Source organism: Streptomyces daqingensis, assembly GCF_014645895.1.
Lineage (GTDB): Bacteria > Actinomycetota > Actinomycetes > Streptomycetales > Streptomycetaceae > Streptomyces > Streptomyces daqingensis.
In genome coordinates this window covers 49,262-64,916 of sequence record NZ_BMMP01000010.1, presented here as the reverse complement: position 1 = coordinate 64,916, position 15,655 = coordinate 49,262, and the positions used below count along the sequence as shown (strand labels likewise).

11 protein-coding genes are annotated in these 15,655 nt (G+C 72.8%); 1 reads left to right on the top strand and 10 read right to left on the bottom strand.

All coding sequences use genetic code 11. The features are described 5' to 3' along the window. Positions 1-10: 10 nt before the first annotated feature. From IEY56_RS16100 to IEY56_RS16070, 8 genes are all read right to left on the bottom strand, one after another. Complete coding sequence (locus IEY56_RS16100; protein ID WP_189037895.1) at positions 11-259, bottom strand: acyl carrier protein; 249 nt, start codon at positions 257-259, stop codon at positions 11-13. Then, entirely contained in the window at positions 256-1,323 is a 1,068-nt protein-coding gene (locus IEY56_RS16095; protein ID WP_189037894.1) for a 3-oxoacyl-ACP synthase III family protein, read from the bottom strand. Before IEY56_RS16095 ends, IEY56_RS16100 begins: the two co-directional genes overlap by 4 nt. Continuing rightward, complete coding sequence (locus IEY56_RS16090; protein WP_189037893.1) at positions 1,320-4,427, bottom strand: type I polyketide synthase; 3,108 nt, start codon at positions 4,425-4,427, stop codon at positions 1,320-1,322. Before IEY56_RS16090 ends, IEY56_RS16095 begins: the two co-directional genes overlap by 4 nt. Further along, positions 4,427-4,705 (bottom strand): acyl carrier protein, encoded by a 279-nt coding sequence (locus tag IEY56_RS16085; RefSeq protein WP_189037892.1) that lies wholly within the window; start codon positions 4,703-4,705, stop codon positions 4,427-4,429. Before IEY56_RS16085 ends, IEY56_RS16090 begins: the two co-directional genes overlap by 1 nt. An 88-nt stretch (positions 4,706-4,793) precedes the next feature. Continuing rightward, entirely contained in the window at positions 4,794-6,596 is a 1,803-nt protein-coding gene (locus tag IEY56_RS28500) for an acyl-CoA dehydrogenase family protein (RefSeq protein WP_229711936.1), read from the bottom strand. Positions 6,597-6,605: 9 nt separating this feature from the next. Continuing rightward, a complete protein-coding gene (locus IEY56_RS28495) occupies positions 6,606-8,414 on the bottom strand; it encodes an acyl-CoA dehydrogenase family protein (RefSeq protein ID WP_229711935.1) in 1,809 nt (602 codons plus the stop codon). Position 8,415: 1 nt separating this feature from the next. Then, positions 8,416-10,209 carry a fatty acyl-AMP ligase gene (locus IEY56_RS16075; protein WP_189037891.1) on the bottom strand — a complete coding sequence of 598 codons (1,794 nt, stop codon included), beginning with the start codon at positions 10,207-10,209 and terminating at the stop codon, positions 8,416-8,418. 196 nt (positions 10,210-10,405) lie between these two features. Then, positions 10,406-12,343 (bottom strand): HAD-IIIC family phosphatase, encoded by a 1,938-nt coding sequence (locus IEY56_RS16070; RefSeq protein WP_229711934.1) that lies wholly within the window; start codon positions 12,341-12,343, stop codon positions 10,406-10,408. A gap of 203 nt (positions 12,344-12,546) precedes the next feature. On the opposite strand from IEY56_RS16070, the gene IEY56_RS16065 reads away from it, so the two are divergent. Next, positions 12,547-13,806 carry an FAD-dependent oxidoreductase gene (locus IEY56_RS16065; RefSeq protein WP_189037890.1) on the top strand — a complete coding sequence of 420 codons (1,260 nt, stop codon included), beginning with the start codon at positions 12,547-12,549 and terminating at the stop codon, positions 13,804-13,806. A 116-nt stretch (positions 13,807-13,922) separates the two neighbouring features. On the opposite strand, the gene IEY56_RS16060 is transcribed toward IEY56_RS16065, so the two are convergent. Continuing rightward, the gene (locus IEY56_RS16060; RefSeq protein WP_189037889.1) at positions 13,923-14,345 is read right to left on the bottom strand and encodes a DUF4260 family protein; all 423 of its coding nucleotides are present in this window, start codon (positions 14,343-14,345) and stop codon (positions 13,923-13,925) included. A 54-nt stretch (positions 14,346-14,399) separates the two neighbouring features. Further along, entirely contained in the window at positions 14,400-15,638 is a 1,239-nt protein-coding gene (locus IEY56_RS16055; RefSeq protein WP_189037888.1) for a cytochrome P450, read from the bottom strand. Positions 15,639-15,655 lie beyond the last annotated feature (17 nt).

Genomic DNA, 15,655 nt, shown 5'->3' with positions numbered 1-15,655 from the left:
GGAGGGGCGCTCAATCCGCCACCGCCAGGTCGTAGATCTCCTTCAGGCTGCGCGCTTCCAGCACCTTGCCGACCGGCACGGCACGGCCGGTGGCCGGCTCCAGCGCGGTGATGAGCTTGAGCAGGTGGAGGGAGTCCCAGTCGGGGATCTCGTCGAAGTCCGCGGTGATCTGGGCGGGTTCGGCGGGCAGGTCGAGTTCCTCGCTGACGAGACGCGTGAAGTCGGCAAGGGTGAACGCGGGGGCACTGCTGGTGTTCATATCTTCTCCAGGGCGAAACCGGCTTTGATCCACTTGCTGGACTCGACGGCGACCGCGAGGGCCCGCTGGCCCGCCGTCATCCCCTCCAGCAGCCTCTCGATCTGCAGGAAGGGCAGGGCGTTCCCGTTGTTGCCGGTGTCGGCCACGCAGGAGATCTCCGTCGCGGAGGGCACGTCGAGCCGCTCGGTGATGAGGCTCGTCATGCGCCCCGACAGCTGCGGCGGCAGCAGGTAGTCCAACTCCTCTGGCTGCCAGTCGAGTTCGCCGAGCAGCTCCCAGAGGATCTCCACGGCCATCACCGGGACGGACTCCTCGATGGCCTTGTAGTCCTCGGTGAGGGCCTGCCGGTCCTCGTGCCTGTCGGCGAGCCCGAACCACTCGATGACCTGGCCCGGTTCGCGGCCCAGCCCGGTGAACCTGTTGAGGACCTCGCGTACGGCGACACGCTGCCCGGCCGGCTCGGCGGTGAGGACGGCGGCGCCCGCTCCGTCCCCGAAGAGCACGAAGTTGACCAGGTCGCCGGGGGCGGCGCCGGACAGGTCGCGCTGGAGGTCGAGGTGCTTGCTGCACACGTCGCCCCCGATGACGAGACCGGTGCGGTACTCACCCGACGCGATCATGCTGCGCGCGACGCTCAGCGCCTGGACGGCGCCGGCGCAGCCCGACTGGAGCTGGAAGGTGGGGACCTGGTCGAGACCGAGCTGGTCGGCGACGTGGTTGACCGTCGCCGGCATCAGCGTGTCCGGCGTGGCGGTGCCCAGCACGACGAACTCGACGTCGTCCGGGTCGCAGCCGGGTGCCGAGAGGGCGCGCTGCGCGGCCTGCGCGCACAGGTCGGCCAGCGACCACCGCACTTCGCCTGTCCCCAGGTCCCGGGCGAAGTGCCGGGTCCTGGTGCCGATGAAGTGCTCGATCCACTCCTCGTTGACGCCCAGCGTCTTGGCGAGCGTCGCGTTGTCGACGGGGTCGCCGGGCAGTGCCGTGCCGACCGAGGCCAGGTACGCCTGCCTGCTGCCGTCCGGCCTCCCGCCGGGGTCCGCCGGGCCGTGGTGCGTCCCGTTCATGCCGTCCTCTCCTCGATGCCGGGGCCCGGGCCGGTGGCCGGGCCGGTGCTCGTGCCGGCCGCCGTTGCCGTGGCCGTGGCCGGGTGCTCGCGCAGGAAGCCGATGAGATCGCCCACGGAGGAGAGCCTCGGCAGCAGTTCCTGCATGTCCAGTTCGTCGCCGTCCGTCAGCTCCTCCTCGATGCGGTGCTTGAGCTCCATCACCATCACGGAGTCGAAGCCGAGGTCCTCGTAGAGCAGCTGGTGGGGGCCGAGTTCCGCGAGCGGGTAGCCGCCGACCTGCCCGACCGCGCGGAGTACCGCGCCGGCTACCGGGTCGCCGCCGTCCGCTGCCGGCGCCTGTTCCGGCGGCAGTACGCCCTGTGCGCTCGACTCTTCGGCCCGGGTGCCGGGTACGGGCAGCGCCGCCTGGCCGGGGGCCACGCCGGGCTCGCCGTCCGGTCCGGGGCCGGATGCGGGCGCGCGTACGGGCGCCGCCGTCCAGTAGCGGTGCTCGGCGGAGAACTCGTAGGGCGCGAGCCGCTGCTGGTGCCGCTCCCCCGGCTCGTACACCGCGTCCCAGTCCGGTTCGAGGCCGTCCTTGTAGAGCGCGGCCAGCACGGCGGCCAGTTCCCGGCCGCCGGAGTCCGCGCCCTTGACGGGCGCGGCGACCGCTGGAAAGCCGCCCGACTCCGGCGCGCGGGGGCCGAGACGGCGCGCGAGGGACGTCAGCGTGGGCTGCGGGCCGGCCTCAACCAGATGTGTCGGCCCGTCCGCGAGCAGCGCCGCGGCGGCGTCCGCGTAGGCGACGGGCGCGGCGATGTGCGACGTCCAGTAGCCGGCGTCCAGCGCCTCTCCGTCGCGGAGGCGGCGGCCGAGCACCGTGGAGTAGAACGGGACGCGGGGCGCGGCACCGCCCACTTCGCGTGCGACCTCGGCGAACTCCTCCACCATCGGCTGCATCAGCGGCGAGTGGAAGGCGTGGGAGACCGTCAGCCGGCGGGTGCGTACGTTCTCCGCGCCGAGCTCCTTCTCGATCTGCTCCAGCGCCGGCACGTCCCCGGAGAGGACGACGGCCTCCGGGCCGTTGACGACGGCGATGCTCACCCAGGGCTCGTCGGCGACGCGCTCCTCGAGGGACTCACGGCTCGCGCGCACCGCGAGCATCCCGCCGCCCGCCGGCAGCCGCTGCATCAGCCTCCCGCGCGCCGCGACCAGCCGGGCGGCGCCCTCCAGCGGCAGGGCGCCGCTGAGGCACGCGGCGGCGAACTCTCCGACGCTGTGCCCCAGTACGAGCTCCGGGCGAGCGCCCAGCGCCTGGAGCGTGGCGCCGAGGGCGTAGCCGGCGGCGAAGAGCGCGGGCTGCGTCCACTCGGTGCGGTGGATCTCCTCGCCGGTGCCGAACATCGCCTCGCGCACCGGCGTGTGCGTGTACGGCAGCAGCGCCGCCTCCGCCTCGTCGAGGAAGCGGCGGTAGAGCGGCGAGTCCCGGTAGAGGCCGGCGGTCATGCCCGCGTACTGGGAGCCCTGCCCGGTGAAGAGGAAGGCGAGGCGCTGTCCGGCCGCGGTGCCCGCGTGCCTCTTCAGCACCTCCTCGTCGTCCGCTGCCGAGCGCAGCAGCCCGGACAGTTCGCGTGTGTCACATGCGGCGACGGCGAAGCGGTGCCGGTGCCCTTGCTTGACGTGGTTGCTGGTCCAGCACAGGGCGCCGAGCGGCACCCTCCGGGCGGTGACGGCGTCCGCCTGCACCCGCAGATTGCGGCGCAGCGCCTCCGGCGTGGGCGCGGTCAGCGTGAAGACGCCCGCACCCGCGCCCCCGGTGTCCTTCCCGGCCGCTGCGGGCGCCCGGGACGCCGCGGGGGGTGCCGACTCCAGCACGGCGTGGGCGTTCGTGCCGCCCATGCCGAAGCTGCTGAGCCCTGCGACGGTGGTCCCGGCGGGCAGGCGCAGCGGGGCCTTGAGCAGCCGCAGGCCCTGTTCACGCAGGCGCAGGACGGCGCTCTCCTTCGCGGCGAACCTGCTGGCCGGCACCGTCCTGTGGTGCAGGGCCAGCGCCACTTTGATCAGGCCGGCGACGCCGGCGGCGCCCTCGGTGTGCCCGAGGTTGCCCTTCACCGATCCGAGGGCCATGGGTCTGCCGGTACGCCCCGCGTGGTGGTGGCCGAGTGCCTTGACCTCCATCATGTCGCCGAGCGCGGTGCCGGTGCCGTGTCCCTCGGTGAAGGCGACGTCCGAGGGCTCTACGCCGGCCCTGCGGTAGGCGGCCGCGACGACCTCCTGCTGGGACCAGCGGTTGGGGGCCGTGATGCCGTTGCTGCGGCCGTCCTGGTTGACGGCCGTGCCGCGGATGACGGCGTACACGCGCTGCCCGTCGGCGAGGGCGTCCTCCAGCCTGCGCAGCACGACGGTGCCGACGCCCTCGCCCCGGCCGATGCCGTCCGCCTGCGAACTGAACGGTTTGCAGCGGCCGTCGGGCGCGGAGAGTCCCGCCTGCGTGTAGAAGATCGACAGCGCCGGCGTCAGCGCGAGGTTGACGCCACCGACGATGGCCTGCCCGCACTCCCCGGCGAGCAGCGCGTTGACCGCGAGGTGCGTGGCGACGAGCGACGACGAGCAGGCGGTGTCGACGGCGAGGCTGGGGCCCTTCAGGTCGAGGTGGTAGGAGATCCGGTTGGCCGTCATGCAGTAGCCGTTTCCGGAGCCGACCTGGGCGGTGACGCGCGGGTAGTCGGTCAGGTGGAGCTGTGCCCACTCGTTGCTCATGATGCCGACGAAGACCCCGGTGCCGGAGCCCTTCAGACGGTGCGGGGCGACGCCCGAGTCCTCCACGGCGCGCCAGGCGGAGTGCAGCAGCAGCCGCTGCTGCGGGTCCATGGCTGCCGCCTCGCGGGGCGAGACGGTGAAGAACTCGTTGTCGAAGACGTCCGGGTCGGCGATGAACCCGCCTTCGGTGGTGTTCGTGCGTCCCTCGGCTCCGTCGGCGGAGTGGAAGTCCGCGGCCGCCCAGCGCTGCGGCGGTACGCGGCCGACCCCGTCGCCGGAACGCATCAGCATCTCCCAGAAGCCGGCCGTGTCGGGCGCCCCGGGGAAGCGGCAGTCGATGCCGACGACGGCTACCGGGCCCATCAGGCCGCTCCCGGCCCGGCCGCGAACTCCTCCAGCAGATGGCCGGTCAGCGCCTCCACGGTCGGGTAGTCCCAGGCGACGGTGGGCTCCACGACGAGGTCGAAGTCCTCCTCGATGTCGCCGCAGAGGCTCAGGGCCGCCACCGAGTCGAGCCCGTACTCGGCGAGAGGCACCGTCGTGTCGATCTCCTCGACGGGGCGCTGCAGATAGCCGCCGATGCGGTCGACGAGCCAGGCGGACAGCGACTGTGCGGTGGGTGCGGTCGTGGGTACGGACATGGTGAACTCCTCGGCGGGGATGGGTGGTCGAGCGGTCGTTCGGCACGGAACCGGCGTCCCTCGTGCGGGGCCGGGCCGGGCAGGTGCGTCAGCCGGCCAGCGGGGTGTCGTAGAGGTCGTAGCTGCGCTGCTGCTCGAAACGGCGCAGCACTTCCCGGTCCACGCGCTCCCCGCACTGCGGGGGCAGCTCCGGCGGCCGCTGGCCGAGCCGGCGTGCGAGCCGGTGGAGCGCGGCGGCGAGCCACGCCGGGTCGGAGAGGAACGTGCCGTCGCCGCGGGCCTGTTGCCACACCCCGATCGCGGAGGCCGCGGCGAGCAGCACGGTGTACCGCTCGGCGAGGGCGAAGGCGGCGGGACGGGCCAGCGCGGTGCGGTCCGTCGCCGACAGGGCGCGGCTGCGCTCCTGGACCTGTCTCAGCTCCCCCACCATGCCGAGCGCGAGGTCCCGTACGGCCTGCTCCAGCGGTGTGCCCGCGGGCAGTTCGTCGACGGCGGCGACGAGCGTCGCGCTCAGCGAGTCGCCGCCCGCGGTGAGGGTGAGCCGGTCGAAGGGGATGCCGGGCAGGTCCCCGCGGAGCGCGAACAGCTCCGGCGGGGCAGGCGGGGAGGTGAACCACGACCGTCTGGCCAGCCGGGACAGCTGCGGGATGATCGTGGCCTGGCAGGCGGCGGATCCGGCGTGCCCGAGGCTGAGCACCGGAAGGTCGCGGATGTGCTTCTGGAAGATGCCGAACTCGCCCTCGCGGACGTAGTAGCGCGCCCCCAGGACGACGGCGAGTTCGTTCATGGTCTCGCTCAGCATCCGCGGCACGAGGTACTTCACGGCGGCCGCGTAGACGCTCGTCTCCGCAGGCAGCAGGTGCACCGCGCGGGAGGCCGCCAGCGAGAGGCTGTCGCACACGAGCAGGTCCGTGAAGGCCCCCGCGAGTGCGGCCCTGGCGTGCGGGATCTCCAGGACGGTGCGGCGGTAGAGCCGGCGGCCGGCGGCGAACCGCACGACGGTGCGCAGCGCCGTGTCGGCGGCGCCCAGCGCCATCCCCGGCATGGCGGTGCGGGTGATCTGGAAGGCGCGCAGGGCGACTTCGACTCCCTTGCCGGCCTCTCCGACGAGGTCGGAGGGGGGCACGTGGCAGTCGTCGAATTCGAGCCCGGACAGGTGGCAGCCGCGTACGCCGACGCTGTCGTAGCGGGGAAGCACCCGGTACCTCTCCGGGTCGCAGGAGTCGCGTCCGGTGAAGAGCACGGAGTGGCTGCGGCTGCCCGGCGCCGGGTCGGTGCGGCTGAAGAGCACCCAGGCGCGGGCGCGCCCGGCGTTGTTGACGACCTGCTTCGAGCCCTTGAGCCGGTACCCGCCGCCCGCCTCGGCCTGTGCGGCGAACTCGTTGCGCACGAAGTCGTTGCCGTGGGCGAGTTCGTGGTAGGCGACGGAGACCTTGCCGCCTTCGAGCAGCAGCCGGGCCATGCGGCGGCGCTGTTCGCCGTCCCCGGCCGCCCACACGTTGACGGCGGCCATGAAGGACGTGACCCCGTAGCCGAGCCCGAGTGCGACGTCGCGGCGGAAGACGGGCCGGAGCACTCGGACCAGGTGGTCGATCCGCTCCAGCCGTCCGCCCTGCCCGCGGGGCACGAAGTCGGCGTTGAGCATCACCTCGTCGAGGACGCGTTCGCCCGGCTCGGACAGTTCGCCGGCCTCGTCGGCCTGCAGGAGGTGTGCGTAGGAGACCTCGTTGCGTTCGTCGGCGGGGTCGCCGAGGGCTTCCTCCAGCACGGCGACGCGGGCCGCGGCCCGCGCCTCCTGCCCGGCCGGCACGGCGGACTCGCCGTGGCCCTCCTGGCCCTCTTGCGCAGGGGCCTGCGGCGGCCGTCCCGCGGCCTCGGTACCGGTCGGCATGGCGTCCTCTCAGCTTCCTGGGGTGGGCTCGGCAGCGGGCCGGCCGGAGCCGTCGGCCGGTGTACGGGCCGGTTCGGGCAGGCGTTGCGGGAAGAGCGCGAACAGCTCGCCGGAGCCGCGCAGTTCACGCATCCGCTCCAGCAGTTCGTCGTAGGCGGCGGGGTCGTCGCAGCCGGGCTCGCCCAGCCGCACCAGCAGCCGGTCCAGCGCGGTGCGCAACCACAGGCCGTCCTGCCACAGCGGGTGCGGGGCGGTGCCGGGAGCCTGCGTCCCGGACGCGTTGTGCGTGTAGAGACCCAGGCACGCGGCCGCGGCGTAGCACAGCGTGTAGCGGCGGGCCGTCTCGAACGAGGCGGGCGGCACGTCGCCGACGGCGAGCGGCCGGGCGGCCATCTCGGCGTGCAGACGGGTGGCGACGGACAGCAGCCGCTCCGCAGCGCGTGCGGCCTCGCCCAGGGCGGGGGCCCGTACGGACTGCCGCCGCAGCTCCCGCACCGACTCGCCGAGGGTGGCGAGGACGCCGCTGCCGCGGCGGGCGACGAGCGAGAGCGCGGCCGGGTCCATCTCGGGCAGCGGCGCCGAGAGGTCGAAGGCGGCTCTGGCGCCCTCGACGTCACCGGTGCCCCGCTCGAAGCCGCGGGCGAGTGAACGGAACTGGCTGACGAGGGAGTTGAGGTTCACCAGCGTGTTGCCGTCGAAGAGGCCGACGATGCGGTGGTCGCGCTCCGCCTTCTGGAACATGCCCTGCGCGTACACGTCCTTGAGGAACGCGCGGGCGCCGAGCAGCCTGGTGACGGCGGCGAAGACGTCCTCGGTGCCGCTGGGGAGCAGGTATTTCGTGACGGCGGAGGTCAGGCTCATCTCCGCCGTCTGCGTGTGCACTGCCCGTGAGGCCACCACGGCGAGCGCCTCGTGCGTCAGCACGTCCGCCGCCGCCTCGGCCAGGACCTGGCGGGCCTGCGGCAGTTGCACGAGCCGCCGGCCGTACAGTTCGCGTTCCTCGACGAAGTCCAGAGCGAGGCGCAGCGCGTGGTCCGCGGATCCCAGGGAGAGCGCGGCGCACATCGTCCGGGTCAGCTGAAGCGCCTTCAGCACCGTCTCGATGCCGCCGCCCTCTGCTCCGACCAGCGCCTCGCGCGGCACCCGCGCACCGTCGAGGACGATGCCGGAGATGTCGGCGCCGCGGATGCCGTGCGTGCGCACCTTCGGCAGATGGCGGTAACTGCCCTCGCTCAGACGACGCTTGTCGACCAGGAGCACGCTGAAGCCGCGCGGCCCGCCGCCCGGGTCGGTGCGGGTGAGCAGCGACAGCATGGAGCCCCGGGTGGCGTTGTTGATGAGCCACTTCTCGCCGGTGACGCTCCACCCGTCCGCGGACGGCGCGCCGGGGAGCCCCGTCACCTCGTTCGCCAGCAGGTCGCTGCCGTGGGCCCGTTCGGTCAGAGCGAGGGAGACGGGGACGCCGGCCGTCACTTCGGCGCCGAGCCGGCGGGCCTGCTCGTCCGTTCCGGCGACCCACGCGCAGACGGCGCCGAGGTAGGTCTTGCCGTGCCCGACGGCGACCGTCAGGTCCCGCCGGGCGACGCCGCGCATGATCTGGAGGAGCTGCTCGTAGTCGCCGAGCCGCCCGCCGTGCCGCTGCGGCACGTAGTAGCCGGGCAGGCCCCATTCGTCGAGGCGGCGGCAGATGTCCGCGGGGAACTCCTCCTTCTCGTCGAGTTCCACGCAGCGGGCGTAGGAGAAGTCCCCGGCCGGTTCCCCGGGGTCGCCCAGGAACCGGTCCAGCTCCTCCGCAAGCCGGTACGGCGGGTGTTCCATGTCAGACCACCGGCGCCGGGGACCGGTCCGCGGTACGGGCGGCCAGCTCGCGGACGGCCGGTTCCAGCACCTCGTGCAGAGGTGTCAGCGCGCCCTCCAGGAACAGCTTGCGCATCAGGGTGCGCTGGATCTTGCCGCTGGTGGTCTTGCGGACGGTGCCGGGGCGTACGAGCACGACGTTGCCCGCGGGTACGTTGAACTCCCTGCTGACGCGCCGCTGGATCCCGCCCGCCACGGTGGGCAGGTCCTCGGTCAGCGCGCTCGGGCGGACCTCCTGCACGACGACGAGGTGTTCGCGGTCGCTCTCGACGGAGAACACGGCGCCGGAGCCGGCGTTGAGCGCCTTCTCTCCCGTTTGCGCGACGCGTTCGACGTCCTGCGGGTAGAGGTTGCGTCCGGAGAAGATGATCAGTTCCTTGAGGCGTCCCGTGACGAACAGTTCGCCGCCGTCGACCGCTCCGAGGTCGCCGGTGCGGAGCCAGCCGCCGCCGTCCGGACCGCCTCGGGGGGCGCCGCCCTCGATGGCGGCGTCGAAGATCTCCTTGTTCGTCCCGGGGTTCTTCCAGTAGCCCGTCGCGACGCTCTCGCCCTTGAGCCAGATCTCGCCGACGCTTCCGGCGGGGCGCTCCCGCCGGGTCTCCGGGTCGACGATGCGCAGCTCGAAGTGGTCGCAGGCGCCGCTGCTCACGAGGGTGCGGGAGGCCTCTCCGGCCTGGACGGGGGCGAGTTCGCCGCCCTCGAGTCCCGCGGCGTCGACGTCGCGGAGCACCGGCCGGGTGCCGCGGGGCGCACCGGAGACGAGCAGCGTCGTCTCCGCCATGCCGTAGCAGGGGAAGAACGCCTCGGGCCGGAAGCCGGCCGCCGCGAAGCGCTCCGTGAAGGCCCGTACGGTCTCGGCCCTGATGGGTTCCGCGCCGTTGACCGCGGACTCCCAGCGGCTCAGGTCGAGGCCGGCGAGCTGCTCGTCGCTGACGCGCCGCATGCACAGCTCGTACGCGAAGTTGGGGCCGCCGCCGATCTCGACCCCGTATTCGCCGATCATCTCCAGCCACCGGTGGGGCCGTTTGAGGAACGAGACGGGGGACATCAGCACGCCGCGGGCGCCCATGTAGAGGGGCTGGAGGATGTGCCCGATCAGGCCCATGTCGTGGTAGAAGGGCAGCCATCCGCCGATCGTGGAGTCACTGTGGGAGCGGACCACGCGGTGGATGGTCTCCTCGTTCGCCAGCAGGTTGCGGTGGGAGACCATCACGCCCTTGGGGTCGCTGGTCGATCCGGAGGTGTACTGCAGGAAGGCCAGGCTCTCCGGGTCGATGCCCGGTTCCCTGTAGGCGGCCGGGTCGGCGAAGTCCCCGGAGTCGGTGGCCAGGCACAGCACGTCGGTCATGCCCTCGGCCGCCAGCCACTCGCTGATGGCGGGGGCGTTGGCGGAGTCGGTGAGGACGGCGCGGGCCTCGGAGTCCCGCAGGATGCCCGAGACGCGGCTGAAGTGCTGGCCCTGCTCCGTCGGCAGCGGCGCCGGTACGGCGACGGAGCCCGCGTAGAGGCAGCCCGTGAACGCCTTGATGAAGGCGGTTCCCGTCGGGTAGAGCAGCAGCACCTGGCGGCCGGACGCCCCGTGTTCCTGCAGCCAGGCCGCGGTGCGGCGGGCCTCGTCGTCCAGGCGTGCGTACGTGAGGTGCTCCGGGCCCGAACCGCCCGTTCCGTCCGGAAGGTAGACGAAGGCGTCCTTGGCGCTGTGCGCGGCTGTGCGCTCCAGGACCAGTTCCGTGAAGGTGCGGAAGGTTGTCGGCATCGTTCCCTGGCCTCTCCGAGTTCCGCTGGCTGAGCGCCGGCGAGGGGTGTGCGGGTGGTTGATCGTGCTTTGCGGTGCTAAGGGGAGACTTGTGCCCTTGCTCTCCCGATGCGCGGGACGGGGGTGCCCGGCGGGGAGCCGGCCGGGGCGCGTCGCGGCCGGCCCGCGCCGGAGACGCGCCGTCGCCGCGTCCGGCTCAGCTCCCTTCGCTCCCCTCCCCGAACGACGCCGTGAGCGTCACGTGGCCCGGGAGCGGGGGCAGTTCACCCAGGTCGTGGCGGAAGCGGACCTCCGCGTCGGACTCCTGGACCGCGGAGAACCCCATCGAGGGGTAGAAGCCGCGCACGCGGTGGTTCTTGGCCGTCCGCACGTACCGCGCGCGCACCTCTCCGAGGCCGCTCCGCTGCGCGTGGGCCAGCAGAGCGCCCAGCGCCGCCTGTTCGATGCCGCGGGCGAAGACGCGGCAGCTCAGCAGCATGTTGTCCAGGTGCAGTACGCCCTCGCGCCGGGAGCCGAGCAGCGCGCCCACGACGCCGTTGTCCCCGAAGCGGTCCCGGGAGCGGACGGCGAGGACCAGTCGTCCGGGGTCTGCTGCCAGCTCCCGTACGGCGTCCGGCTGGAGGCGCTGCGTCGTCATATTGAACTGGTTGGTGCGCAGGGTCATCTGGGAGACGCGGTCGAGTTCGTTTCCCGAGGCCGGCGATACGGCGACCCGCACGTCCAGGTCCCGCAGGTAGTCCTCCATCGACCCGGCGCTGTCGAGGAGTGTGCGCCGCTCAGCGTCCGAGCGGTACTGGGCGGTGCGCCGCCGGTCCTCCGCGGTCAGCTCCAGCACGTCGAACCAGCCGTCCGCGAGGAGGCGTTCGATGTGCAGCGCCGGCTCCTCGTTCAGCCGCACCACCGCGACCTCGGGGAGCGAGGAGGCGACGAGGCCGCACTCGAAGGGCGAGTCGTCGGCGAACACGAAGCTGTCGACGCCGAGGTTGAGACGTCCGGCAAGTTCCTTCAGATTGCCGTCCTTGGGCTCCCAGTTGGCGACGACGCCGACGAAGTCCTCCTCGCGCAGCGCCATGTCGGGGTGGTCCCGCAGCACCTGGAGGACGGGGCCGCTGTCGTTCTTGCTGCACGCCGCGAGCAGCACTCCCTGGGAGCCGAGCTGCCGGACGGTCCGCTGGAACGCGCCGAACGCCTCACCGCGGTAGGTCGACGCGACGGCGATGCCCTCGGCGCCGTCGTCGCCGAGCACTCCGTCCCACAGCGTGTTGTCGAGGTCGACGACCAGCACTTTCCGGGTACGGCCCAGCAGCGTACGGGCGTAGTGGCCCGCTTCGCGGGCGTAGCGGCCCAGCAGCTCCTCGCCGAGGTGGACCTTGGCGTAGGCCGCGAGCCGGGGGTCGCGTACGGGTCCGCCCTCCGCGGCCAGGATCTCCGTGTCGACGACGTGCACACGCTCGTGGCGGAGGGCGAGGCGCAGGATGCCGGCGTTGAACTCCCGCCACAGCGCGGCGAGTTCCGTGCGGGCCCGGAGGTCGACGAGCTGGTGCGTGTGGTGGCGCAGCAGCGGGAGGGTGTTGAGGACGAACGTGCCCTGCGCCTGTCCCGCCCAGCGCCCGGCGAGCCCGTCGAGCAGTTCGAGCTTGGCGGCGGTTGCGGCGCGTACGTCCTCCACGCCCCAGCGGGCGGGGAGTTCGCCGAAGACGATCCCGGCGTCGAGTACGCACAGGGCGAGGTCTGTGCCGGGGGCGTACAGCTGGCTGCCGGTGTCCCGCAGATCACGCTGCCACGTCCCCGAGCCGACGGGAAGGCAGCGCAACGCGACGCCGTGGCGGGCGAGTTGTGCTGTGAGGGCCGGGGCGAGGGCGTCGACGGTCGAGGACCCGGTGACCGCGGCGGTCAGGCACGGCACGTCGGGGTTGTGCTCGCGTATCCGCTCGTGGGGGACCTTGGCGAGCACTCGCCCGGCGCGTGCCAGGCCGGCGAAGGCGCCGTCACCCGGGTCGAGTTCGGCGAGGAGGGGGGCGACGGAGCGGTAGTCGGAGGCGACCCTGCCCGCGGCGTACAGCTCCCGCAGCCTCTCCAGGGGCGGTCTCCGCGCGGCGGCCGCGTGCTCCGCCGGTGCTGCTGGTGCTGTCACGGCCGCATCCTCCGCTTCGCTGGTCCCGGCCGGGCCGCTGTCACGCGTGGCTTGCCAGCGCACAGCCCGGTACCGCTTGTCGCGCCGAGTGTGTGAGGGCGTTCTTAAGCCGGCCTTGTGCTCGCCGGCTCCCGCCCTGCAAGCACTCCTTTAGGGAGGGGCCGGAGCATCGGCCGACCCCCTTCCTGAAAGGCAGCACGGAGATGACAACAGAGCTGACCGCACAGGTATGCGTCGTGGGAGGCGGCCCGGCGGGACTGACACTCGCCGTGGAACTCGCCAAGCGTTCGGTCTCCGTCGTGGTGCTGGAGCAGAGCAGGCACTTCGACCGGTCCTTCCGCGGCGAGTCGGTCTCGCCCGACTCCGTCTGGCTGCTGGACCGGCTGGGGCTGCTGGAGCGGCTCGACGGCGAGTACCAGCAGATGCACCACATGGAGATCGAGGACGCCGGAAGCACGGTGCTGCGGGCCGACTTCGCCGACTTCACCTACCCCCATCCGTATCCGGTGGAGATGCCGCAGCCGGCCCTGCTCTCGGCCCTGGCCGAAGCCGGCGGGCAGCACGAGGAGTTCACGCTCCTGCGCCGGGCGACCGCGATCGGCCTCGTACGCGACGCCGACGGCACCGTCACCGGCGTGGAGGCACGTACGCCCGACGGCGTGGTGACCGTGAACGCGGCCCTCACCGTCGCCGCCGACGGCCGGTTCAGCAAGGTGCGCGAGATGGCCGGGCTGGCGTGCACCAAGGTGCCGCTGGAGCGGGACGTGATCTGGCTGAAGCTGCCCTTCCCGGCCGAGTGGGACGACCGCACGTACCGCATCCGCATCCGCGGCGACCAGCACGCGCTGTTCCTGCCGACGCAGCCGGACAGCGTCCGCGTCGGGTTCAACATCCCCAAGGGCGGTCTGAAGGAGCTGCGTTCGCAGGGGCTGACCGCTCTCTACGAACGCCTCGACCTGCTGGCGCCGGAGCTCTCGGAGGCAGTCCGCCAGGAGGTGCGCAGCTGGTCGGACACCTCGATGCTGGACATCTTCACCACCGTCGTCCCCAAGTGGTCGGCGCCGGGGCTGACGCTCGTCGGCGACGCCGCCCACACCCTGACGCCCATCCTGGGCCAGGGCGTCAACCACGCCATCATCGACGCTGTGGCGCTGGCCCCCCTGGTGGAGGAGGCACTGGCCGCCGGCGGCGGCACGGACCGGCTGCTGCGCGCGGGCGAGCAGTTCCAGCAGCTGCGTGAGGCGTCGGTGGCGGGGTCGCGGGGCCTCCAGCTGCGCCAGGAGCGGCTGTTCGCGCTGCACGGGCCGATCGGCTCCCTGTTCCGGCGGACGCTCTACCGCCTGGTGGGGCGCAGCAAGGCCCTCACCCAGCGGGTGCTGGCGCAGGCGTACTTCCAGCTCCAGGAGCCGGGCCCGCACGTCGCCCGCCGTCAGTCCGGTTCGCAGGCGCTGCCGAGGCAGTGAGGCGAGGCGGCGCCGCCGCACGTCACGGCCCAGGACCCGCGAGGGGTCCTGGGCCGTCCGGCGTTTCCACCCGGAGTGGGGCACAGGCCGGCAGGGGGAGGAGCCGGCCTGCGCCCTCAGCGGGGCCGTCCGTCCGGAGCGCGCAGCCCGTAGCCGAGTACGCGGTCGACGCAGATGTGGCCGAGCCAGGCCAGCGCGAAGGTGAAGGGCGCGGCGATGGTCGTGTTCGCGGTGGGCGCGAACGACAGGGCCACCAGCGCCACCACCGGGATCAGCGGCCGGTGCAGCAGGTTGTAGACGCCGACCATGCGGGCCGGCATCCGGCCCGGTTCGCGCGGCCCGCTCCCCGCCCCCAGCAGGAACGACAGGTCGGGCACGAGGACGCCCAGCACGGCCATCGGGATCGTCCATCCGCCGTGCTTCACCGCCTCGAACACCGCCCAGAACAGCAGGAAGGCGCCGAGCGCCGCCCAGGCCAGCCGGGCCGGCCAGGCGACGGGACGCTCCGCGGCTCCGCTCCCGGGTTCGCTGCTCGTCACGGTTGTCTCCTCAACTCCAGGCGGGACGGGGGACGTTCACGGATGCCGCGTCGGTCACCAGGTGACGGGCAGCTTCGTCAGTCCGTGCACCATCATCCCCGTGGACATGCGCAGATCTCCGACGTCCGCGGCAAGACGCAGCCGCGGGAAGCGGCGGAGCAACGACGAGAGCACGATCTGGAGTTCGGCCCGCGCCAGGGCGGCCCCGAGGCAGAAATGCGCGCCGTGTCCCAGCGCCACGTGGCTCGTCGCGGAGGGCCGGGCGGGGTCGAACTCGTCGGCGGGGCCGTCGGTGAACTGCTCGGGGTCGCGGTTGGCGGAGCAGATGGCCGCGAGCACCGCGCTGCCCTTCGGGATGACGGTGCCCCCCAGTTCGACGTCCTCCAGGGTGACCCGCAGGGGACCGCCGTCGCCGATGGGGTTCATCCGCAGCAGCTCCTCCACCGCGTGCTCCATCTTCTCCGGGCTCTCCCGCAGCGCGTCCAGGTGCTCCGGGTGGCGCAGCAGCGTCAGCACGCACGTGCCGATCATGCTGACGGTGGTCTCGTGGCCGGCCACCAGCAGCGTGATCCCCATGGTGATCAGCTCGTGCTCGCTGAGACTCCCCTGCTCGTCGCGCGCGGAGACCAGCGCGCCGAGCAGGTCGTCGGTCGGCTCCTCACGCTTGCGCTGCACCAGCGCGGCCAGGTACTCGACCATGGACTTGCGCTGCGCCAGGGACTCCTCGGGGGTGTGCGAGGTGAGCGAGACGAACGCGTCGGACCAGGCCCGGAAGCGGTCGCGGTCCTCGAAGGGCACGCCCAGCAGCTCGCAGATCACCATCACCGGCAGGGGGAAGGCCAGTTCGGTGTTGAGGTCCGCCGGCGGGGAGAGCTTCTCCATCTTGTCCAGCAGGTCGTCGGTGAGCTCCTGGATGCGCGGACGCAGGTTGTGCACGCGGCGCGCCGTGAACTCCCGCGAGACGAGCTTGCGCAGCCTCGTGTGCTCCGGCGGGTCCATCGTGAACAGGCCGCCCGCCAGCGGCGGCGTCTTCGACAGCTGCGGCGCGCCCGGCTCCACGGTCGCGGCCCGGCTGAAGCGCAGGTCCGACAGGACGGTCCGCACGTCGTCGTAGCGGGAGACGACGTAGCCGTCGTCCCCGCTGGGCAGCCGCACGTGCGCCACGGGGCACTTGGCGCGCAACTCCTCGTACACCGGCGGCACTTCGACGGCGGAAGGACGGTGGAAGGGGTAGGTGTACTCGGGTCCGGCGCTGGTGCCTTCGCCGGTTCCGGTGCTGGTCTCGGTCGCCATGGGGCTTCTCCTGAGGC

Coding starts and splice junctions, on each gene's coding strand:
- IEY56_RS16100 (WP_189037895.1), bottom strand. CDS start 259: ATGAACACCAGCAGTGCCCCCGCGTTCACCCTTGCCGACTTCACGCGT.
- IEY56_RS16095 (WP_189037894.1), bottom strand. CDS start 1,323: ATGAACGGGACGCACCACGGCCCGGCGGACCCCGGCGGGAGGCCGGAC.
- IEY56_RS16090 (WP_189037893.1), bottom strand. CDS start 4,427: ATGGGCCCGGTAGCCGTCGTCGGCATCGACTGCCGCTTCCCCGGGGCG.
- IEY56_RS16085 (WP_189037892.1), bottom strand. CDS start 4,705: ATGTCCGTACCCACGACCGCACCCACCGCACAGTCGCTGTCCGCCTGG.
- IEY56_RS28500 (WP_229711936.1), bottom strand. CDS start 6,596: ATGCCGACCGGTACCGAGGCCGCGGGACGGCCGCCGCAGGCCCCTGCG.
- IEY56_RS28495 (WP_229711935.1), bottom strand. CDS start 8,414: ATGGAACACCCGCCGTACCGGCTTGCGGAGGAGCTGGACCGGTTCCTG.
- IEY56_RS16075 (WP_189037891.1), bottom strand. CDS start 10,209: ATGCCGACAACCTTCCGCACCTTCACGGAACTGGTCCTGGAGCGCACA.
- IEY56_RS16065 (WP_189037890.1), top strand. CDS start 12,547: ATGACAACAGAGCTGACCGCACAGGTATGCGTCGTGGGAGGCGGCCCG.
- IEY56_RS16055 (WP_189037888.1), bottom strand. CDS start 15,638: ATGGCGACCGAGACCAGCACCGGAACCGGCGAAGGCACCAGCGCCGGA.